18 protein-coding genes are annotated in these 19792 nt (G+C 62.1%); 9 read left to right on the top strand and 9 right to left on the bottom strand.

Annotated features, from left to right (window positions below; all coding sequences use genetic code 11):
• Nucleotides 1-285: 285 nt before the first annotated feature.
• Nucleotides 286-1125, bottom strand: coding sequence for a MerR family transcriptional regulator (locus RJ40_RS10625; RefSeq protein WP_265580824.1), 840 nt, complete (start codon nt 1123-1125; stop codon nt 286-288).
• Nucleotides 1126-1285: 160 nt separating this feature from the next.
• The gene (locus RJ40_RS10630) at nt 1286-3877 is read right to left on the bottom strand and encodes a valine--tRNA ligase (protein ID WP_265580825.1); all 2592 of its coding nucleotides are present in this window, start codon (nt 3875-3877) and stop codon (nt 1286-1288) included.
• Between the two features lie 330 nt (nt 3878-4207).
• Between RJ40_RS10630 and RJ40_RS10635 the strand changes: the two genes are divergently transcribed.
• On the top strand, nt 4208-5416 hold the full coding sequence (locus RJ40_RS10635; RefSeq protein WP_265580826.1) for a DUF92 domain-containing protein: 1209 nt from the start codon (nt 4208-4210) through the stop codon (nt 5414-5416).
• A gap of 421 nt (nt 5417-5837) precedes the next feature.
• On the opposite strand, the gene RJ40_RS10640 is transcribed toward RJ40_RS10635, so the two are convergent.
• Nucleotides 5838-6695, bottom strand: coding sequence for a DUF7847 domain-containing protein (locus RJ40_RS10640; protein WP_265580827.1), 858 nt, complete (start codon nt 6693-6695; stop codon nt 5838-5840).
• Between the two features lie 7 nt (nt 6696-6702).
• Nucleotides 6703-7293, bottom strand: a complete 591-nt coding sequence (locus RJ40_RS10645) for a pyruvate kinase alpha/beta domain-containing protein (protein WP_265580828.1) — start codon at nt 7291-7293, stop codon at nt 6703-6705.
• Nucleotides 7294-7335: 42 nt separating this feature from the next.
• On the opposite strand from RJ40_RS10645, the gene RJ40_RS10650 reads away from it, so the two are divergent.
• From RJ40_RS10650 to RJ40_RS10660, 3 genes are all read left to right on the top strand, one after another.
• Entirely contained in the window at nt 7336-8508 is a 1173-nt protein-coding gene (locus RJ40_RS10650) for a redox-regulated ATPase YchF (protein ID WP_265580829.1), read from the top strand.
• A 57-nt stretch (nt 8509-8565) separates the two neighbouring features.
• On the top strand, nt 8566-8886 hold the full coding sequence (locus tag RJ40_RS10655) for a hypothetical protein (RefSeq protein ID WP_265580830.1): 321 nt from the start codon (nt 8566-8568) through the stop codon (nt 8884-8886).
• A 772-nt stretch (nt 8887-9658) separates the two neighbouring features.
• Complete coding sequence (locus RJ40_RS10660; RefSeq protein ID WP_265580831.1) at nt 9659-10258, top strand: hypothetical protein; 600 nt, start codon at nt 9659-9661, stop codon at nt 10256-10258.
• Between the two features lie 816 nt (nt 10259-11074).
• Here the strand turns inward: RJ40_RS10660 and RJ40_RS10665 are convergent.
• The gene (locus RJ40_RS10665) at nt 11075-11554 is read right to left on the bottom strand and encodes a hypothetical protein (RefSeq protein WP_265580832.1); all 480 of its coding nucleotides are present in this window, start codon (nt 11552-11554) and stop codon (nt 11075-11077) included.
• Nucleotides 11555-11572: 18 nt separating this feature from the next.
• A complete protein-coding gene (locus tag RJ40_RS10670) occupies nt 11573-11917 on the bottom strand; it encodes a hypothetical protein (RefSeq protein WP_265580833.1) in 345 nt (114 codons plus the stop codon).
• A 57-nt stretch (nt 11918-11974) separates the two neighbouring features.
• Here RJ40_RS10670 and RJ40_RS10675 point away from each other — a divergent pair, with 57 nt between their 5' ends.
• The gene (locus tag RJ40_RS10675; RefSeq protein WP_265580834.1) at nt 11975-12709 is read left to right on the top strand and encodes a metallophosphoesterase family protein; all 735 of its coding nucleotides are present in this window, start codon (nt 11975-11977) and stop codon (nt 12707-12709) included.
• Here RJ40_RS10675 and RJ40_RS10680 read toward each other — a convergent pair.
• From RJ40_RS10680 to larB, 3 genes are read right to left on the bottom strand one after another with little or no spacing between them, the layout of a single operon-like run.
• Nucleotides 12681-13985: a coiled-coil domain-containing protein gene (locus tag RJ40_RS10680; protein ID WP_265580835.1), complete on the bottom strand. Its 1305-nt coding sequence runs from the start codon at nt 13983-13985 to the stop codon at nt 12681-12683. The two genes, RJ40_RS10675 and RJ40_RS10680, sit on opposite strands and share 29 nt — an antisense overlap.
• Before the next feature lie 42 nt (nt 13986-14027).
• A complete protein-coding gene (locus RJ40_RS10685) occupies nt 14028-14540 on the bottom strand; it encodes a nicotinamide-nucleotide adenylyltransferase (RefSeq protein WP_265580836.1) in 513 nt (170 codons plus the stop codon).
• Entirely contained in the window at nt 14537-15313 is a 777-nt protein-coding gene (larB, locus tag RJ40_RS10690) for a nickel pincer cofactor biosynthesis protein LarB (protein WP_265580837.1), read from the bottom strand. The genes RJ40_RS10685 and larB overlap by 4 nt, the downstream gene beginning before the upstream one ends.
• Nucleotides 15314-15403: 90 nt before the next feature.
• On the opposite strand from larB, the gene RJ40_RS10695 reads away from it, so the two are divergent.
• The 4 genes from RJ40_RS10695 to RJ40_RS10710 all read left to right on the top strand — a co-directional run bounded on the left by RJ40_RS10695 (nt 15404) and on the right by RJ40_RS10710 (nt 19733).
• Nucleotides 15404-15712: an ABC transporter permease gene (locus RJ40_RS10695; RefSeq protein ID WP_265580838.1), complete on the top strand. Its 309-nt coding sequence runs from the start codon at nt 15404-15406 to the stop codon at nt 15710-15712.
• 41 nt (nt 15713-15753) lie between these two features.
• The gene (hisS, locus tag RJ40_RS10700; protein WP_265580839.1) at nt 15754-16986 is read left to right on the top strand and encodes a histidine--tRNA ligase; all 1233 of its coding nucleotides are present in this window, start codon (nt 15754-15756) and stop codon (nt 16984-16986) included.
• Nucleotides 16973-18775, top strand: coding sequence for a DNA topoisomerase VI subunit B (locus RJ40_RS10705; RefSeq protein WP_265580840.1), 1803 nt, complete (start codon nt 16973-16975; stop codon nt 18773-18775). The genes hisS and RJ40_RS10705 overlap by 14 nt, the downstream gene beginning before the upstream one ends.
• Before the next feature lie 277 nt (nt 18776-19052).
• Nucleotides 19053-19733, top strand: a complete 681-nt coding sequence (locus tag RJ40_RS10710; RefSeq protein ID WP_265580841.1) for an FkbM family methyltransferase — start codon at nt 19053-19055, stop codon at nt 19731-19733.
• The last annotated feature ends 59 nt before the right edge of the window (nt 19734-19792 follow it).

Below are 19792 nucleotides of genomic sequence, written 5' to 3' on the forward strand. Positions count from 1 at the left end.
ATCCCGGGGGTCAGGGGGCACCGCCCCCGGCGCGTATGGTGTGGGAAGGCACGTCGATCGACGGGCCGCCACACCAGACCGATCTGAACCTGTCGTCTCTCGCCGGGGGGAGACCCCCCGGACCCTCCACGATGAAGATAGTCGAGGGGCGGCGGTTGAGAGGGATCAAGAATCCTTTCACACCTCAAAACGCCGCTCAGAACAATGTTTCCGCGGTATGCCTGAGGCGTGCTCTCGGTTCATACTTGATTCTCAGGGCCAAAAAAAGAGGCCCCTTCGCCGCACTCACTCCCTGACCGGGTACTGGATCTCGGTCATGAGGTCTGCGGCCGCGGTCTCTGCCGGGTCGTTGAGATAGATCTCGCGCTCAGGCCCGGTCTGGTGCAGGCTGTGGGCGGCGAGATACTCCCTCACCTGCCGGTGGGCTAGAGGAAGGTTCTCATGCGGTCCCTGGTACAGCGTCGAGAGGACCCGGCACCCTGGCAGCACCCGCACTTCGATGGCCGGATCCCTGACTGTCACCGCTCCCGCGACCGGGAGGGCCACCTCGACATCGCAGTCGCTTCCGTTCTCGTCTCCGGCATGACAGATCGAGATGACGGTGCCGGTGACCTTCACCATGGCGTTCCTGTTCTCAGGGAGGGCAACCTCCCGGCAGAGTTTCTCGATCATCGGGCCGGTGACCTCTGCATATGCTCCTTTCTCACGGGTCGAGACGACGCGCAGGGGCGCGACTTCTTTGATTGTCCATTCGGTAAGTGACATCTTGAACAACTCCTTCAACGGGTCTGCCGACGACAGCACCCGTTCCACCCCATGCAACCGATCGATCTCCTGCCTGACGGCACGGCGCCGCATCTGCATGAGTCCTGCAACGACCCTGGTATCTCCCTGGTCCAGGGCGTCGAGGACTGCCCCCACCTCGTCCAGGGAGAACCCGAGACCGGCAAGGGCGCGGATCCTGACGGCCCGGTCGATCTGGGCGATCGCATAATACCGGTAGCCTGAACAGAGGTCCTTTGCCACCGGCACCAGCAGGCCCTTCTGGTCGTAGCAGTGCAGCGCTTTCTTCGAGAGCCGGGTCAGGTGGGAGAACTTCCCGATCGGGATCTGATCGATTGGCATGGTATGATCAATCATGGAGAGCGGTGATAATAGGGCCTGGTTCTCTCCCCCGGGGGTGAGTTCGATAAAAGGAAAAGATTGGATTGTTCAGATGAGTTCGACACAGCCGGAGAGCTCTGTGTTTATCACGAATCGCCGGCACCAAAAAAAGTTGGAGGACTCAGTCACGCCGCAGCGTGACCGTCACCTCGTCGAAGTCGAGCACCTCGACTTCTTCGCCTTCCACCGAGAAGGCGAACTTCGGGGCGAAGGCGTCCTCAGGAACCGCGACTTCCTCGCCGTCGAGGGTCACCGTCGCCGGGGGGGTGACGAGCATCTCGGGCGGTAGGGCCTCGACCGCCTGCATGAAGGCCTTCGCCTGCTTGCGCAGCTTCGGGCCGATCACTGCCATATTGAATGTGACGCCGGCCACCGACTTTTCGAGTTTCGGCTCGCCGGTCTTCCAGGCGACCGTGGCGTTCAACGCCCGCGCCACATCGCCTGAGTCGTCGATCTGGTCGGGTGCGTAGATGTTCACCCTCCCGAAGGGGGCGTTCAGGGCAAGGCCCACGTCGTGTTTGTACCGGCGGAGTTCTGCCGTGAGGTCGACCACATGGTCGCCGATCCGCTCGGCCTCCGCGTCCTCGACGGCAATCTCAACCCACGGCTGCTTCAACACCGAGCCCTCCCTGAACTGGGCCCAGCACTCCTCGGCGAAGTGTGGTGTATAGGGTGCGATCATCCGACAGAGGGCGTCGACGGTGATGGTCAGGGCTCGGCAGGCGCTCGCGCGTTCAGGAGCGTCGGAGTACAGCCGGCCTTTCACCAGTTCGATGTAATCATCTGCGAGGATGTTCCTCGTGAAGTCCCGGATCGCCTTGAGCCCCTGGTCGAACTGGTAGGTCTCGAGGGCGTTCGTGACCTCGGCCACGGTCTCCGAGAGTTTTACAAGAAGCCAGCGGTCCAGGAGTTCGGTCACCTCGGCCGCCTCCTCCACCGGTTCGCGTTCGAGCTGGGTCAGTACAAAGCGGATGATGTTCCACATCTTGGTCTGAAACCTGGACGCCGCGACGACGTCGTTCCAGTTGAACATGATGTCCTGTCCGGTGGCTGAGCCCATCGCTCCCCACTGCCGGAAGGCGTCGGCGCCGTACTCTTTGAGCACGTCCTCGGGGGGGATGATGTTGTTGCGGCTCTTGGACATCTTGAATCCGTCCTCGCCCAGCACCATCCCGTTGACCAGGATCCCGTCCCACGGCCGCTCGCCGGTGAGGGCCACCGCGCGGAGGATGGTGTAGAAGGCCCAGGTTCTGATGATGTCGTGCCCCTGGGGCCGCAACTGCGCCGGGAAGATCTCGGGCGTGCCGCTCCCGTCCCATCCGGTGATGTTCAGGACCGAGATTGAGGAGTCCATCCAGGTATCCAGGACATCGTCCTCGCCAACAAACTCCTCCGACCCGCACGTCGGACAGGGGTGGTTGGGCTTTGTGACCGTCGGGTCGACTGGAAGGTCGGCCTCGTCGGGCAGGACCATCTCGCCACACTTCGCACAGAACCAGACCGGGATCGGGGTGGCGAAGATCCGCTGGCGCGAGATGCACCAGTCCCACTCCATCTGCTCGACCCAGTTCTCCAGGCGCATCTGCATGTGCTCCGGGTACCACTTGACCTTCCGGGCGGCCTCCAGGATCTCCTCGGGCTTGATCCGCACGAACCACTGCCGCTCAGAGAGGATCTCGATCGGGGTCTTGCACCGCCAGCAGGTTCCTACCCGCTGTTCGAGTTTCTCCTGTCTCTTGAGGATCCCGGCCGTCTCCATGTCGGCGAGGATCGCCGTGCGGCACTCTTCGGCATTCATACCCTCGTACCGGCCGCAGAGCGCTGTCATCCTGCCTTTCCGGTCGATGGCCTTTCTGAGGGGGAGGTCGTATTTCTTCCACCAGTGGACATCCTGCTTGTCACCGAAGGTGCAGATCATCACGGCGCCGGAACCAAAGGAGGGGTCGACGTCCTCGTCCTTGATCACGACAACCTCATGGCCAAAGAGGGGCACCGTCAGGTGCTTGCCGACGAGGTCGGCGTACCGCTCGTCCTCGGGGTGGACGGCGACCGCCACACAGGCCGCGAGGAGTTCGGGCCTGGTGGTCGCGATCTCCAGGCCGTCGAAGTCGAAGAAGTTGAGCTTTGTCTCTCTGGCTTCATGGTTCACCTCGGCAAAGGCGATCGCCGTCTCGCAGCGGGTGCAGAAGTTCACCGGGTGCTCGCTCTGGTAGATATAGCCCTCTTTGAGCATCCGCAGGAAAGAGAGTTGCGTCTTCCCGAAGTACTTGGGGAGCATCGTGATGTACTCATGGCTCCAGTCGGTCGAGAACCCGCACCGCCGCAGGGTGGTCCGCATCTTTGCGATGTTCTCGTGGGTGAGTTCCCGGCAGAGCCGCCGGAATTCCTCGCGCGGGACATCGTTTTTGGTGATGCCATGGATCTCTTCGACCTTGACCTCGGTCGGGAGACCGTGGCAGTCCCATCCCTGCGGGAACATTACGTTGTACCCGCGCATCCGCTTGTAGCGGGCGATGAAGTCGATATAGCACCAGTTCAGGGCGTTCCCGATATGGAAGTTGCCGGTGGGGTAGGGCGGCGGGGTGTCGATGATGAACCGCGGCTTTTTCGAGTCGGGGTCAAAGTAGTTGTCCTCGTCGCACCATGTGCGCTGCCACCGCTCCTCCACTTCCCGAAAGTCGTAGTTTTTAGGGATCGTATGCGAGGATGACATCTTCTTTCCTATTGTCTTTTCAAGTTTTTAACTCGTGGGGATGGGAAGGGAGAGCATGAAGTCGGCGCCCGGAGTATCCACTTTGAAGCAAAGCCTCAATCCTGGTCTATATTTCACGATGCCGGCCATGCTGCTCTGGTGGGGATGCTGAATACTCTCCTGGCAGATGTCCTGACTCACCTATAGTATTGGGGTGTCCGGAAGAAGGGGCAGTCTATTTGATAGACGCTCCGCCGCCTGGGCGCGGGTCCGTTTCCAGGGATGAGATAGCGCAGGAGATGCCGTGCCCCCGCCTCTCCCTACTACAAAGTTCTTTTTGGAGTACTCCCAATGATCATCCTGATGACTCGGGAGATCGGGCCTGCGCTGGCTGCTGTCCTTGCGGTCTTTGGGATCCTCATAGCTCCGCTGGTCCAGCCTGCATGGCTCCTCTCCCTGCTGGTGATCCTCTTCTCCGGCGTCCTCCTCTTGATCAAGGGGACACGGTATGTCTCGATCTCGATCATCGTCACCGCCCTGCTGTACGGCCTCGGCCTTCTCTCGCTGGCGGTCTTCGCCTCGACCCTGGCGATTATCGTCCTTGGTGAGTTCGCCTTCAGGGCGACCGGGGGAAAACCCCGGTCCTATATCGCCTACATCGTCTCGGGAATTCTGGGGGCGCTTGCGGCCATGGCCTACCTCGGGGTCTTCTCCCCGCTCACTGTTCTCATCGGGGCGCTTGTCGCCGTATTTTTGAGAGCCGCCCTGGTCGGTCGCGAGGACGCCCTGATGATCGAGGCACTCGGCGTGGCTATGGCCCAGCAGCTCTTCTTTGAGATCGGCTACTCGATCGACCTCCAGTCGCTCCTCCTGGCTGCGGTCATCGCCCTGGTCTTTGGTTACCTCTCGTACCATTTCAGGGCCGCCGACCTCTCGGGCCTCTTCTCCGGGGCGATCATCGGCCTCCTCCTCATCGTCTTCGCCGATGTCCGCTGGTTCTTCATCATGCTCGTCTTCTTCATCCTGGGTTCAGGGGCGACGAAGTTCAAGTACAGAGAGAAGAACGACCTCGGGGTGGCGCAGTCCCATGGCGGGGTGCGGGGCTACCTGAACGTCTTTGCGAACGGCCTCGTCGCGACGGTCGGCGCGGTGCTGTACGGGATCACCGGCCACCCGGCCTGTATCGCACTCTTCCTCGGGAGCGTGGCCTCGGCCGCGGCCGACACGGTGGCTTCCGAGATCGGAGTGATGGGCGGTCGGCCGTACCTGATCACCACCCTCGAACGGGTGTCGCCGGGCACCAACGGTGGGGTGACCCTGCTCGGCGAGGCGGTGGGACTGGGTGCGGCGGCGTTTGTCTCCCTCACCGCCTGGGCCCTCGGCGTGGCCGACCCCTGGATCGCGGTCATCGGGATGATTGCCGGTTTTGTCGGGACCAATGTGGACAGCGTCGTCGGGGCGACCCTGGAGAACCGTGGGGTCTTCGGGAACGCGGGCACCAACCTCATCGCCACGCTGGGCGGCGGGATCTGCGCTGCGGGACTGGCGCTCCTGCTCTGAAGAAGGGTTTGTAGGGTTTTTAGGCTTTGTTGAATCGTTCATGAAGCGAAAGCACGCCTCGGGTATGCCGCATGAACATTGTTCTGAACGCTTCGAGTGTGGGAGGATCCTTGCCCTCTCTCAATTGCGACCGGGCGGCGGGGAAAGCACTCCTCAATCGCCGCCCCCCTGGTCTCTTCACCGTGGAGGGTCCGGCGGCTCTTTCCCCGGCACCGGACGGCTGGTTCAGATCTTTTGGTTGGGGAGGCACTTCTGATCGACGTGCCTTCCCCCACGCTCGCACCTGGGGCGCTGCCCCCGGACCCCAGCATGAAGATTGGGCCGGGAAGGCCACATCAAAGATCTAGAGAGAAGAGGTTCGTTCAATAGTATGGTGGTGATGGGGGGGCCAACCCCCCTCCCGTCAGGATCCGGGATGACCTCAATACTTGTACCACCGCCCCTTCTCGTCGTACTCTCCCACCTCAACAATCGGTTCTTCGACGGTGCCATCGGCATGCCGCGCATAGAAGGCGGCCTTGAAGGCGAGGGTGAAGGGGAGGACGAGGACGATGAAGACCGCATAGGTAATGGCGGTGATCATGGCGCCGTCGGGCCCGAGGAGAGTGATGAACTGGGCCTGGGTGGCGGTGGCGTTCGCCGCGTCGAAGGCGAAGGTCTCCCCGCTCTCCACGAGAGGAGCAAGTTTCTCATACACGAGCATGCTCCAGACGATGAGCACCCCGAAGCCCAGGATGAAGAGGGCGAAGAGGTTGACGAGATAGAAGAGGAGCACCTGCCAGAGCCTGGTGAGCACCACGGCGGCGCTCCGCTGGAGGGAGACAAAGACCCCGAGTTCTTCGGTGACCGCCGCCACATCGTAGAAGTAGGCGAAGAAGGCGAAGGAGAGGATGACCCCGAAGACGGCCGACCCGGCCATAGCAATGGCGTTCTCTCCCAGGACCAGGGTGATCGGGATCGCAAGGAGGAAGACCGTCACCACTGTAGCAAGGAAGAGGACGATCCCGGGGAGGAGGACTCTGAAGTAGCCCTTCTTCCCTTCTTCAAGGAAGACGGCCATGCTCCGGTCCTCACGGTGTGCGGTGCCATACGCTCCGGCCGCAAAGAAGGGGACAAGGAGCAGTCCGAGGAGAAGGATCTTGCCGGCGAAGAAGACCTCTCCCGAGAACTCGAGGAAGAGGTCGATGCCGAGGGCTGCGCCGGCGACGATGCCCGCCGCCCAGAATGCCGGGTATTTTGTGAGCAGGCCGAAGGTGTCCTGGAGGGATGCGAGTACCATATCCTGGTCACCGGTTCCGTGGCATGGCGACGATCTCGCGCACCTGGAGGTCGAAGTACGAGGCCGTGTGCGAAGGCCTGATGACGCAGACGGTGTCGGCACCGGTGGCGGTTCCGCCGACGGCGACGATCTCCTCGTCCACCCTGATCGCGCCATGGTCGGCGGCGATGAGCGAGCACTCGACGGCCACCTTCAGGCCGACGGCCACCGTCCGCCTGAGCGCCTCGGCGATCGCCTCGGTCCTTGACGACCCGCCGAGTTTCGGCGACCTGGAGATCGCCCGCTCCAGGCCGGAGAGGGCATGGGTCCCGGTGACGATCTCGGCGCCTGCCGCCCGCAGGGTTGCGGCCGCCCCGGGATCGAAGTCCCAGACCCCGGGCGCTGAGAAGCCGACGACATGGGTGACGGCCACCAGACGCAGGTCGGTACCTTCCATTGCCCTGAGGAAGGCGAGGGCGGTCTTGCCGGTGGAGGAGGCCACGACGATGGTGTTGATCCCTGCTTCCTGCGCGCGCTCGACGGCGAACCTGGCGGCGTCCTCGGTGTTTGCCTCACCGGGTTCGTCGAAATAATAGGTCTTCCGTGTAATGTAGCCCATGGTACCAGATTAATAAGAGTACAAAGGTAAAAGTGAATTGTTATGATTACGCTTGCACTGGCCGGAAAACCAAACTGCGGCAAATCGACATTTTTCAAGGCCGCGACCATGGCGCAGGTTGAGATCGCCAATTACCCGTTCACCACCATCGACGCGAACCATGGCGTCGCCTATGTGCGGACGACGTGCCCGTGCAAAGAACTCGGCATCGAGGGCTGCACCCAGTGCCAGGACGGCGTGCGCTTTGTCCCCATTGCCTTCATCGACGTGGCGGGCCTGGTGCCCGATGCGCACAAGGGGCGGGGGCTCGGCAACCAGTTCCTGGACAACCTCAGGCAGGCCGACGCCATCCTCCATGTAGTGGACGCCAGCGGGGCCACCGACGAGGAGGGTAACCCGGTCGAACCCGGAAGCCATGACCCCAGGGAGGATATCAAGTTCCTGGGCGTCGAGATGACGATGTGGGTCCACGGCATCCTTGCAAAGCACTGGCCCCGTATCCAGCGGCAGGCCCAGTCGAAGAACTACAATATCCACGACGGCGTGGCCGAAGTCCTTGCGGGCCTCGGGATCACCTTCGAGGACTCGCTGCACGCGGAGAACGAGCTCGGGATCGACCTGCAGCGTTCGGAGATCGGGAACCTTGTCCCCTTCTGTGAACTGCTGCTTGCAAAGAACAAACCGGTTCTCTTTGTCGGGAACAAGATGGACACCGCTGATAAGGCCCTGCTCGGCGAACTCACGGAGATGGGAGGCGTGGTCAGCAGCGCCGCTGCCGAACTCGCCCTGCGGATGGCCGCGGATGGGGGGTTCATCCACTATATCCCCGGCGACCCCTCGTTCACGATCAAGGAAGACGCAAACCTCTCCGCCCAGCAGAGGGCCGGACTCGAACATCTCGCTGTCATGATGACCGAGCACGAGGGGACCGGCGTCCAGCAGGCGATCGACCGGGCGGTCTTCGAACTCCTCGACCAGATCGTTGTCTACCCGGTTGAGGACGAGCGCCACTTCACCGACAAGCAGGGTCGGGTTCTCCCTGACGCCTTCCTGATGCCGAAGGGCTCCACCCCGAAAGATCTCGCCTTCCGCGTCCACACCGATATCGGCGAGGGCTTCCTGTACGCCGTCGACGCCAGGACCGACATGCGGATCAAGGAGAGCACCGAACTGAAGAACGGCGACATCATCAAGATCGTAAGCGCCAAGAAGTGAGCGGGACCCCGGGGCCAAACCGCTATCTTTTTTACTCCCAGAGGTGGATCTTCACCTATGAGTGGCGAGGTCTACCAGGCACAGGTGCTCAAGAACTTTTTTGAGACGATCACCGGACCTGACCGGAACCTCTCCAGGATTTTCATGTGCGTCCTCTCTCTCGCGAAACTCCGGATGGAAACGCCCGAGATGGTGGCGCACCTCACTGATCAGCTCCGCAAGAGCCGCCAGCACCGCGAGCTCTCCATTGATATTCTGGACTATATGTGCTCGTGCGCGAGCGAACTCGACGTGGTCCCGGTCCAGACGGCCTTCGGGGTCAAGGACGTCAGAGAGATCGCCGAGACGTTTGAAGGGATCTCGATCGACTCGTTCTGAGGTCGTGCGGGAGAGACTTTTTTTGTGCTCTTGAAGAGCGGTGGCGGTCGCTCGCAACTGGAAGAGAAAACCTGCAGGGAGCAGATGGAGTTTTTCAATAGGATCTCTGGTGGCGCCTCAAGCACGAAAGGTCGCCAACACGATGTAATTGAACGAGATCTCTCTCTCCTCGCGTGAAGAGAACGCCGGGAACGACACCATCCTTTTCATGATCTCTCCTCTGCCTTCCTGCCTCTATCTTCGTCCAGGAGGTCCCGGGGCAGCGCCCCCGCGCGAGCATGGGGGAAGGCACATCGATCCGACGTGCCGCCCCACAGAAAAACGAAGAAATTTTTGTCCTTTTCTCGTGCCGGGGGGCGACCCCCGGATCCCCCCGAATGAGGATAGGCGGGGGGCGGCGATGGTTTGTGTTCCTGTCCATTGCCTCGTCTTGAGGAGCGTGATCAGGGGTCTCGAAAGGTCTGACATTTGAGGCCAGACTCGCCACCAGGCGAATGATTCATCCCGGATACTTTTGGGATATGTTCATAATTAAAGTAGATTTTCCAGTGGCTGAGTGTCCGACGATGATATCACGAACCATATATGGAATGAAAAGATATTGCATGGTTTGGAGATGGAAACGATCCCCCCGGGAACTCTGGAACATCCTTCGGGTGCTGAACAGGTATCTCCATCATCTGGAGGTATGGATCATTACCTTGCAGAGGAATGATGCGATTAGATCTCCCGGATACTGAGAGAGATCAGAATGAAAGAACCCTGATACGCAATGAATGAACAAAAGTTGTTCGCCGTGGCCCTCACCTGCACGTCCTCCCTTTTCTTCTACCCCTGGGTTATCTCTGCCCTCATGGCGGTCACCCCTGTATCTTCCGCTGTGCTTGGGGTAGTCCTCCCCCTTCTCCTCGGGAGCGTCTCTCTTGCCGGGACTATGCTCGCTCTCAACTGTGTCGAGGGCAGACGGCGGTACCTCGGTCTCCCTCTCCTTCTCGTGATCGGGCTGATCGTCGCCGCCAGTTTCCTCTCGGTGCCCCTGGGGTTCAGTCGTCTCATCGGGGCTCCGGGCCTCCTCCCGGCTGTCTGGATGGTTTCATTCCTTCTCCTTGCTCCATCTTCTTCGCTGTTCTTCCTCTCTCTTCCGGAAAGGACGGCGGCGGTCAGGACTGCCTCAGTGATCGCAGGAGTGGTGAGTCTCTTTGCTCTCCTGATCCTCCTCCTGATCGGGCCGTCCATGCTTGCAGGCGAGTCTATCCTCCCCCTCATCGGCTTCCTCTGGCTGTATGGGGTCATCGGACTCCCGATCATCGGCATACTCTTCATCATCATCGCAGTGTGCGTCAGGAAAGAGCGTTCAGGTGAGGAGGGGTGAGAGGCTCATACATCTCTTGTCGGATGTGATGAGATGACCTGCCCCTGACCCCGGCATAGATCTGGTCAATCTGGCCCCGGTTCAGGGCTCTGCCCCCCGGTTCTGCGGCCAGATCGGGCTTATTTTTATATCTCTCTAGAATGTCGATATTTCTTGAAATGTGGAAAGAAGCAGGCGCTCTGCTCGGCTCAGGATGACCGATATGACCCCGAGAGATGTGTCATAGGGCCTAAACTCCTGGAGCGCCGGTATATGGGCCGGGAGTCTGCCCGGAATGCGGCGCGATTGGGTGGGATAATCGGACTTATATTGGGGTTTTTAGAGCTGTGTGGAATCCTCTGGATGGTTATCTCTCCGGGGGGCTGGCCGCCTCCCGACCCCCCCGCGACAGGATAGATCCGGGGACGGCAACTCCCTCTTCATGGTCGTTGATTTTGCCTTCCCAGCCCTATCTTCATCCCGGGTGTCCGGGGGCAGCGCCCCCGGCGTGAAGATATGGGAAGGCGTGCCGCCCCGACCGCAGAATCTTCACCACCGTCTCGCACCGGGGGGCGTTGCCCCCCGGACCCCCCACGTATGAAGATGGCCGAGGGGCGGCAATTGAACAGTATCCTTCAGGTGCCCGGTTGCGAGGAGAGGAATCAAGTATCCCTCCGTACTCCAGAGAACTGCAACGAGAAATTTTCATCACGTATGCTTGAACCCGGGGTTCATGCTCAATTCTACAGAGCCGTTTTTAGGTTCATTCAGTCATTATTCCGGGTGTGGGGCCTCCACTCCCGTTCACCCCTGAGAATCTCACATCCGGTCAGGGACTCATAAACGCAGTTGTTTCCGGTATGAGGTGAGGATCTGGATGGTGAAGCCCCGGTGTTCGTCGAGCGCTTGCTCGTCGTCAGGGGAGGCGATCGCGCCCACCGCATACAGGAGGAGGAGGGCGTTGTCCAGGGTGAAGGTGGCCTTGTCCTCGACCTCCCCGGCCGGGAGATCCATCGCCAGGAACGGACGTTCTTCCTCGGAGAAGGGGGGAAGTTTGGTCGAGACCGGGACCGAAGCCTTGAGATCGTCTGCCCGCTGCTGCAGAACTTGCAGGGCAGTCCTCAGGGCCCCTGGTGCCTCCTCGCCCTCCAGGCGCGCGAGGGCAACTGCCGCCTTTGCGGCTGCGTTCCCGTAGAGTCCGAACTTGAACCTGAGGAGGGCCGAGGTGACGGCGTGCGCCGTCTCATCGTCCAGAGCCTCGAACGCCGGCCTGAGCCGTTCGATATATGCCTCGAGATAGGTGTCTGCGCGTCCCATGCCTCTACCTCTCTGCCTTCACTCAAATCTTTTCTCAAGTCGCACGGCGAGGATGGTGATCGTCGCGGCATAGACCACCTGCATGATCGGCCCGCCCGAGAAGTCGCCGGTGAGGAGGATGAGCACCGCGTACAGCGGCGCCAGAAGAGAGACGAGGTCTTTTCTCTTCTTCTGGTAGGCGACGTAGGCGAGGATGACGGAAGCCGCCACGCACGCCCATTTCCCTATCGCCCAGTACGGATGGTAGACATTCATTATCGATTCCCCTGAGACGAGGAGCGCCACCACCGCGACAAGCACCCCCCCGAATGCCACCACCGGGACGAGCGCCCACAGCCACTTGTTCATATCCTGCGATTTCATGATCTATAGAGAGAGATGGGGGTGCACATTTATTGGAGGTTGTGGTGAGATTATGGTGTGGCGACGCTCATCTTCTCTGATGTCCATGCCGACGCCCCGGCCCTCCTGAGCGTGCATGCTCTCCTGAAGGACCCGGCATTTCATGCATATTTCGGGGAAATCGACCGGGCGGTCAATCTCGGCGATCTCCTGGGCAGGGGGTACGCCCCGGTGGAGACCCTCGCGGCCGTGCAACAGTTCGGGCAGGAGATGCCGCTCCTCTCGGTCGTCGGCAACCACGACCACGCCTTCCTTCATGGGATCCCGGTGAGCGGGAGCGACGCCGCGAGTCTGGCCGCCCACCGCGCTCTCGAGGGCTCGCTCCTCCTGGAGGTGGTCAGGAACCTTCCCGAGGAAGCGGTGCTCGACGCCACCCTCTTTGTGCATGGCGGCCCGCTCCGCGCCGGCGACGCCCTCACCGACCGTCCCTTCTGGCAGCGCCTCTCTGCGCGGGCCGGCCCCTCTTGTGCCGGGTATCACTACACTCCAGGCATGGCCTTCGCCGAACTCGAACGCCGGGGGCTCTCCCATCTCTGTTGCGGGCATCAGCACACACCTCTCTGCTGCCAGAAAAGAGGGGAGGAGATTGTACCCCACCCGTTGATACTCAAGCCCATTCCCGGTCTTCCGCTCGGAGGTGCCACGGTCGCCCTGGACGCACCGTCCATCCTCAGGGTCGGGGCCTGCTGCGGGGCGCACCCGGAGTTTGCGGTCACCGATTTTTTCAGGTTCTGGTTTCTGCAGCGATGGTGAATCCCTCCCCTTCCAGGGCCACCGGAACGCCTGCAACCGATACCAGGGCGTCTCTGAGTCGGTGCGCCCGCTCGGGGATGCTTTCCGTCTCAGCGGCCACCTGCTCTGCCGCCTCCACTCTGGCGGCCCGGTCGGCCGCCACCCCGGCCTTCAGATTCTCGATCTCATTTTCAAGATCGGTCGCCTCGCTGAGAGCCGTGCATGCACGCGCCCGTGCCAGCGCCTTCTCCTCTTCCTTTTTCATCTCATCGAGGTGGGCGAAGGCGTCGGTGAAGGCACCCTCGATCTTTCCTTCCTCGGAGAAGAGGGCCCGGTCCTCCTTGCTCTTGAGGGCCAGGTCTCCGCTTTCGATCTGGCCCCTGACGATCTTGACCGCCGGGGGGAGGGCGGCCGCGACTTCTCCGGCGCCTGCGGGCACCGGGTTGTCGAGAACCTTGATACATGCTTTCAGTACCTTTCCCTCCTCTTTCCCGCCTGCCCTGGCTGCGACTCGTTCCGCCTTCCTGATGACCCGGGTGGCCTGTGCTCCCAGATTCTGCACCGCGCGCTCGGCCTCCTGTCTCCGGTCGAGACTCTCTTCCGCCGCGTCCTCGAATCTGGCGGCCTCCAGGTAATTGTCCCCATCTTTGAGGTTCTGAAGGGTCGCAGTCTTCTCCTGCATCATCTGCTCATCCGCCGCGATCTTCGTCTCCAGGTCTGCCGCACGCTCGCCGGCCCGGGCGATATCAGTCTGCGCCGCCTCAAAAATGCCGAGAGCATCGCGTGCGGCGTCGATCTGCTTCTGGGTGTCCTGCACCTCCTTGACCACGGCAGTGAGATCGTTGACAGCATTGCCGATGGTGCTGGTGACCTGCCTGAACTCCTTCATCTCCTCGGGGAAGGCCCCGGCCAGGTACCGGCCCTGCCCGCGCTGGATCTTGAGGATCCCGGTGATCAGGTCGGCTGCGGCGGCGTAGAAGCCATCCGGATCCTCGGGGAGGGGCCTGGCGATCTGCTGCTCCATTGCAGAGAGAAAAGAAGGGAGCGAACGCTCGGTGACGGTCTTCAACCGCGACGGGATATCATCCCGCCCCTCTGCGTCGCCCAACAATGCGAGGACACCCTTGAAGTCCTGGAGGGAGGCGGCGACCGTTGCCCGGGTCTCCCCGGTTTTTGCCTCCAGTCGCTCCTCCAGTTCCCCCTCGCGCCTCTCCAGCCACTCATCGACATCGCCGACGCGAAGGGTAAGGATTTCCTCCTCGTTCTTTCCGAAAAGACCCCTGAGAAACCTGAACATCACCGATCTATCGGTGGCGGGGTATATAGGGTTTGAGGGGGATCAGATCACATCTGAGGAGGCGATCTGCTTCATCCGCTCCACTCCATGGATCTGATCGATCACCCCGGCGACCGCCTCGGGCACGAGGTTCCGCCAGTCCTCCCCGGCGATCATGCGGCGGCGGATCTCAGTTCCGGAGAGGGTCTTACGCATGACCATCGGCATCGTCCGCACCTTCATCCCCATCTCCGAGAAGAGACGGATGACCAGGGGGTTGTTGGAGTAGACCACGTCGAAGTACGGGGTCATCGAGTAGACATGCGAGACCCAGAGGGCGTTCCTGCGCAGGTCTTCAATCGGGATGGCATAGAAGGGGATCCCGATCTCCTCCATGGCCGCTGAGATCATCATCACCCGCTCGCCCGCGGTGAACGGGTTCTCGATCTCGTGGGAGAACTGGGCGCTCCCGACCCCGATCACGATCTCGTCCACCTCTGGCGCGATCTGCTCGATCACCGTGTGGTGGCCGTTGTGGTAGGGCTGGAACCGCCCGATGTAAAACCCGCGGGTCATGCACGTCCCGCCAGGGTCGCGATCTGTGCGGCATGCGCCCCGGCCACAAATCCGGCATCGATATTCACGACGGTCAGCACCGAGCAGGACTGGAGCATGCTGGCAAGCGCCGCCTCGCCACCGCCCATGTAGCCGTATCCGGTCGAGACCGGGACGCCGATCACCGGTCTGTCCACGAGCCCCGCGACGACCGCGGGCAGGGTTCCTTCCCGTCCGGCGGCCACCACATAGACATGCGCCCCGGCCAGATCCTGGAGGGCCGGGAAGAGGCGGTGGACGCCCGCCGCCCCGACGTCGTAGGCCGTCTTCACCGTGCAGCCCATCTCCTCGGCGATGACCCGCGCTTCCTCGGCGACCCTGATGTCGGCCGTCCCTGCGGTAAGCACGGCGACGACCCCCTTGTGCTTCTCGGGTGCACCCCCCTTTGAGAGGACAATGATCTTTGCCCGCTCCTCGTGGCGGGACAAGAGCCCTGCCTTCCCCGCGGCCACTTCCACCGCCGCAGCCTGTGCCGCACTCACCCGCGTCGCCAGACAGCGCCCCGCCGCCTCGGTGTGGCGGAGCATGATCTCGACGAGGTCGTCGGTCTCCTTCCCCTCGGCAAGGACGACCTCCGGGATCCCGCACCGCATCTCGCGTCCCAGATCGATCCGAGCAAGTTCTCCGATCTTCGCTATTCTGAGCCCGGATATTTTCTCTATGGTATCGTCGAGGGAGAGTTCCCCGGCGGCATAGGCATCGAGCACCTCCCTCAGGTCCCTGTCTGACGACATATTCCCCTCGTACATTAGATAGACCCGTTCCCGTATATCATGCTCCCTCTGTCGACAGGCATAAACCCGTGCGCAGACCACCTCTCGGCAATGACCTATCTCCTCTATGTGGCCGGCTTCGGGGCAGCCGCTACCTTCTTTCTCTGGCTGCGGGACGCCAGGATCTTCTGGCGCACTGCCCTCCCCGGATACCGGCAGGCGGCGTACCGGGGCGTCCTCTACTCGGCCCTCTCGCTCTTCGGGTTTCTGATGGCGTACACCTCTGAGGATCTCGAGTTCCTCGCCCTGGGTGCAGTCCTGCTCGCCCTGTATCTGCAGGGGCGCCAGGAGCGGGAAAAAGTCTGGAAGGGCGGCGAGAACGCCGTGGATCGTTTCCTTGGCACCACCGGACGCAGGTAAGATAAGGCCCTGGCCGAAATACATACAGAGGAGACGTATTGATGCTTCAGAAACCACGTGGTACCAGGGATTTTCTGCCCGACGAGATGGCGCGCCGGCGGGCCGCGGAAGCGAAGATGCGCGAGGCCGTCGCCAGGTGGGGATATGGCGAGGTCTGCACCCCGACCTTCGAAGATGTGGAACTCTTCACCATACGCTCGGGCGAGAACATCAAGAAAGAGATGTACACCTTCGAGGACAAGGGCAACCGACAGATGACTCTCCGCCCCGAGGTGACCGCCTCGGTGGCGCGGATGTACGTCAACGAGGGGCGTTCTCTCCCCAAGCCCCTCAGGTGGTTCTACGTGGCCGACTGTTTCCGGTACGAACGGCCGCAGAAGGGGCGGTACCGCCAGTTCTGGCAGTTCGGCGTGGAACTGATCGGGGCCGACTCGGCGTCGGCCGATGCCGAGGTGGTCATGGTGGCCGACGACCTCCTCAGGTCGGTGGGCCTGGAATATGACCTCAAGGTCGGGTTCCTCGCCCCGATGAAGCATCTCCTCTCAGGGATCGAGCCCGGCCTCCAGCGGCAGGTGATGGGTCTCCTGGATAAGCGCGACTTCGAAGGACTTGCAGGCTGTCTCCAGACCTGCGGCCAGGACGAACTGGAGGACGCCCTCACCGGCCTGGTCTCCTGCCGGGCGCCTGAGGAGGCCTTCGAGATCTGCGGCGAGATCCCGGAGAAGACGCGGATCGAGGAGATCTTCTCCATCCTCGACGGCTCTGAGACCGAATACACTCTCAACTTCGGGATCGTCAGGGGCCTGGACTATTATACCGGCATGGTCTTCGAGGGCTTTGCTCCCAACCTCGGCGCCGAGAGTCAGGTCGTCGGCGGCGGCAACTACCGCCTGGCCAAACTCTTCGGCGGGGACGATGCCGCCAGCTGCGGGTTTGCCATCGGGTTCGACCGGGTGATGGTCTCCCTCGGTGAGACCCCGATGCCGCGCCCGCCCCTGGTCGCCGTCCTCTCCCAGCCTGGGCTCCTGGCCGTGGCCTTCAGGACCGCCCGCGCCCTCCGTGCGGCCGGAGTCACCGCCGAACTGAACCTGCTCGACCGCGGGATCGGGGCGCAACTCTCCCATGCGGCGAAGACCGCCGACTTCGCCTGTATCATCGGCCAGCGCGAGTCCGAGGCAGGGACCGTCACTCTCAAGGACCTGCACACCGGTGAGCAGCGGGAGATGAGCCTCTCAGAGGCTGTTGCCGGGGTGAAGGCCGTTGGTGATCGCTGAAGACCTGGCCAGGCAACAGCGCAGCATCTCGGTCGCTGAGTTCTTCGAGAAGAACAAGCACCTGCTGGGCTTCGACTCCCCGACCCGCGGGATCATCACCACCATCAAGGAGGCGGTGGACAATGCCCTCGACGCCTGCGAAGAGGCCGAGGTTCTCCCTGACATCTATGTGAGCATCAAAAAGAGCAGCCAGAGTGCCTACCGGGTGGCGGTCGAGGACAACGGTCCGGGGATCGTCCCGGAAAATGTCCCCAACGTCTTTGGCAAACTCCTGTACGGCTCGCGCTTCCACCAGATCAGGCAGAGCCGGGGGCAGCAAGGGATCGGGATCTCGGCCGCGGTGCTGTATGCTCAACTCACCACCGGGATGCCGGCGGTCGTGACCTCCCGGACCTCGGCGAAGGTTCCGGCCCACCGCTTCTCCCTGATGATCAGGACCGAGACAAACGAGCCCCAGGTGCTCACCCACGAGGAGGTCGTCTGGGATCGGACCCATGGGACCAGGATCGAACTTGAGTTCACGTCCACCCTGGCGGCCAGAAAACGCCTCCTCGAATATCTCAAATACACCTCGGTCGTCAATCCGCACGCGCGGATCCGGGTGGAGATCGACGGCGAGGCCGAGACCTTTGAGCGGGTCTCCGCCGAACCGATCCGGCCGCCGCAGTCGATCAAACCTCATCCGCACGGCACTGAACTCGGCACTCTCAAGCGGATGGCGGCGGCCGATCCCGACCGGCCGCTGGTCGAGTTTCTGGTCGACTCCTTCTCCAAGGTCGGGCAGAAGACGGCGGTCGCCATCGCAGAGGCGGCCGGGCTCGCGCCGGGAACCCCGGTGGGCACCCTCGGCGCCGCGGAGTTGAAGGCCCTTCATACCGCGATGCAGACGGTTCATGTCCCCCCGCCACCGACGAGCATCTGTCTCTCCCCCATCGGGGAGGAACTCATCGCGAAAGGGCTTGAAAAGGAGTTTCAGCTCGACTTTGTCAGGGCCCGCACCAGACCGGCTGCGGTCTTCTCCGGTCACCCCTTTGTGGTCGAGGCGGCGATCGGGTATGGGGGCAGACTTGAGGCCGAGGGATCGGCGCAATTGATGCGTTTCGCGAACCGCGTTCCCCTCATCTATCAGCAGGGGGCGTGCGCGATCACCGGGGCGGTGGCCGGGGTGAACTGGAAGAACTATAACCTCTCCCAGTCGGGCATCCCGACCGGTCCGGTGCTCATCCTCGTGCATGTGGCCTCCACCAATGTCCCCTTCACCTCGGAGAGCAAGGACGCCGTCGCCTCGATCCCCGAGATCGAGCGTGAGGTCACCCTGGTCCTCCAGGAACTGGGACGAGAACTGAAGGCCTGGCTTGCCCGCCGGGAGAAGAACCGGCAGCGCCAGGACCGGGCGCGGGCGGTTTGCGCGGTGATGCCAGCGATCGCCGAGAAGGTCGCGGAGATCGTGGACAAACCGGTCCCCGACATCTCGGCCCTGGAAGGGCGGATCATGCGCAAGGTCGTCGCAAGGAAACAGGTCCACGACGGCCGTGTCGTCATCGAGGTGAGGAACCATACCGATCAGGCGGTCGACCTCACGATCTACGACCTCTCCCCCGACGCCGGCGAGGACGCCGTCCCGGCGCCGTCGTTTGCGAGCGGGGCCGACGGGGAGTACACCCGCGTCTGGAACTGCACCCTGCCGGCAGGCGAGCGGTGGCAGGCGGCGTATGCCGGGAGGGGCGGCGGGTTCGTCGACCTCAAGGGTGTGGACGACAGGAAAAAAGTGGTCCTGCCGTTTGTGTAGGGCCTGTCTCTCTATTTTTGGCTGTGTAGATTCAGACTGATCGACGTGCCTTCCCATACGCTCGCACCGGGGGCGTTGCCCCCCGACTCCCGGGATTGCAATTGGGAGGGAAGGCAGACGAGAGATCTTGAAGAGACAATTGCAGTCCCCTATCCTGACGCCGGAGGGCGGCAAGCCCCCTTTATACCGGTCACTCCAGATGATCTCTCCGGAGCCGGCATCTCCCTGATTCTTCAGACCCATATTTTTATACCCTCCACGCTCGTCCCATGAGACGATGGATATCGTCTTCCTGATCAAGGACCTGATCAAGACCAGAGACCCCCAGGCATGGATAAACCGGAGGTTCAAGGACGAGCACCGAGTTCCGGTGGACTTTCGGGTATTCAGGACGATCTCGACCCATGAAGGTACTGTGTATGCGCTCTCCCCTGAGATCCAGACGGTCAGCGATGCGGCGGTGCGGTACCGCCTCTCTGAGATCAGAAAGGACGATATCGTCATCGACATAGGGGCCAATGTTGGGGGGTTCTGTATCCCGGCCGCCCGGCACTCGGCGCATGTCTATGCGGTCGAACCGATGACCACCGAAGAACTGCGCCGGAACATCGCCCTCAACGGTGCCGATGTCACGGTGATCGAGGCGGCCCTCGGCGACGGGACCGAGCAGGAGATTGCCTGGCGGGACGAGGTCCGACAGGTTCCGACGATGACGCTTGGTCAACTCAAGGAGGTCTGCGGCGGGTGCGACATCCTGAAGTGCCACTGCGAAGGGGCGGAGTGGTCCATCAGGCCCGAAGAACTGGAGGGAATACGCCGGATCGAACTGGCCTACCACCCCGAGAAGCAGACCGGGGCGGACCCTGAGGAGCTGCTTGGCTCCATCAGGTCGAGGTACGTCACCGAGTGGGAGGAGGTCGACGGACATGCCCTCCTCCATGCCCGATGGGTGGATTAATCCGTACCGGGACGCAAACAGTGAGAGTACGAAAGGTCGGTGATGTGGCGATGAGAGGT

Source organism: Methanofollis aquaemaris (assembly GCF_017357525.1).
Taxonomy (GTDB): domain Archaea; phylum Halobacteriota; class Methanomicrobia; order Methanomicrobiales; family Methanofollaceae; genus Methanofollis; species Methanofollis aquaemaris.

What these genes read in the sequence shown, in the direction of transcription:
- RJ40_RS10625 (WP_265580824.1), bottom strand. Translation starts at nt 1,125, where the DNA reads ATGCCAATCGATCAGATCCCGATCGGGAAGTTCTCCCACCTGACCCGG.
- RJ40_RS10630 (WP_265580825.1), bottom strand. Translation starts at nt 3,877, where the DNA reads ATGTCATCCTCGCATACGATCCCTAAAAACTACGACTTTCGGGAAGTG.
- RJ40_RS10635 (WP_265580826.1), top strand. Translation starts at nt 4,208, where the DNA reads ATGATCATCCTGATGACTCGGGAGATCGGGCCTGCGCTGGCTGCTGTC.
- RJ40_RS10640 (WP_265580827.1), bottom strand. Translation starts at nt 6,695, where the DNA reads ATGGTACTCGCATCCCTCCAGGACACCTTCGGCCTGCTCACAAAATAC.
- RJ40_RS10645 (WP_265580828.1), bottom strand. Translation starts at nt 7,293, where the DNA reads ATGGGCTACATTACACGGAAGACCTATTATTTCGACGAACCCGGTGAG.
- RJ40_RS10650 (WP_265580829.1), top strand. Translation starts at nt 7,336, where the DNA reads ATGATTACGCTTGCACTGGCCGGAAAACCAAACTGCGGCAAATCGACA.
- RJ40_RS10655 (WP_265580830.1), top strand. Translation starts at nt 8,566, where the DNA reads ATGAGTGGCGAGGTCTACCAGGCACAGGTGCTCAAGAACTTTTTTGAG.
- RJ40_RS10660 (WP_265580831.1), top strand. Translation starts at nt 9,659, where the DNA reads ATGAATGAACAAAAGTTGTTCGCCGTGGCCCTCACCTGCACGTCCTCC.
- RJ40_RS10665 (WP_265580832.1), bottom strand. Translation starts at nt 11,554, where the DNA reads ATGGGACGCGCAGACACCTATCTCGAGGCATATATCGAACGGCTCAGG.
- RJ40_RS10670 (WP_265580833.1), bottom strand. Translation starts at nt 11,917, where the DNA reads ATGAAATCGCAGGATATGAACAAGTGGCTGTGGGCGCTCGTCCCGGTG.
- RJ40_RS10680 (WP_265580835.1), bottom strand. Translation starts at nt 13,985, where the DNA reads ATGTTCAGGTTTCTCAGGGGTCTTTTCGGAAAGAACGAGGAGGAAATC.
- RJ40_RS10685 (WP_265580836.1), bottom strand. Translation starts at nt 14,540, where the DNA reads ATGACCCGCGGGTTTTACATCGGGCGGTTCCAGCCCTACCACAACGGC.
- larB (WP_265580837.1), bottom strand. Translation starts at nt 15,313, where the DNA reads ATGTCGTCAGACAGGGACCTGAGGGAGGTGCTCGATGCCTATGCCGCC.
- RJ40_RS10695 (WP_265580838.1), top strand. Translation starts at nt 15,404, where the DNA reads ATGACCTATCTCCTCTATGTGGCCGGCTTCGGGGCAGCCGCTACCTTC.
- hisS (WP_265580839.1), top strand. Translation starts at nt 15,754, where the DNA reads ATGCTTCAGAAACCACGTGGTACCAGGGATTTTCTGCCCGACGAGATG.
- RJ40_RS10710 (WP_265580841.1), top strand. Translation starts at nt 19,053, where the DNA reads ATGGATATCGTCTTCCTGATCAAGGACCTGATCAAGACCAGAGACCCC.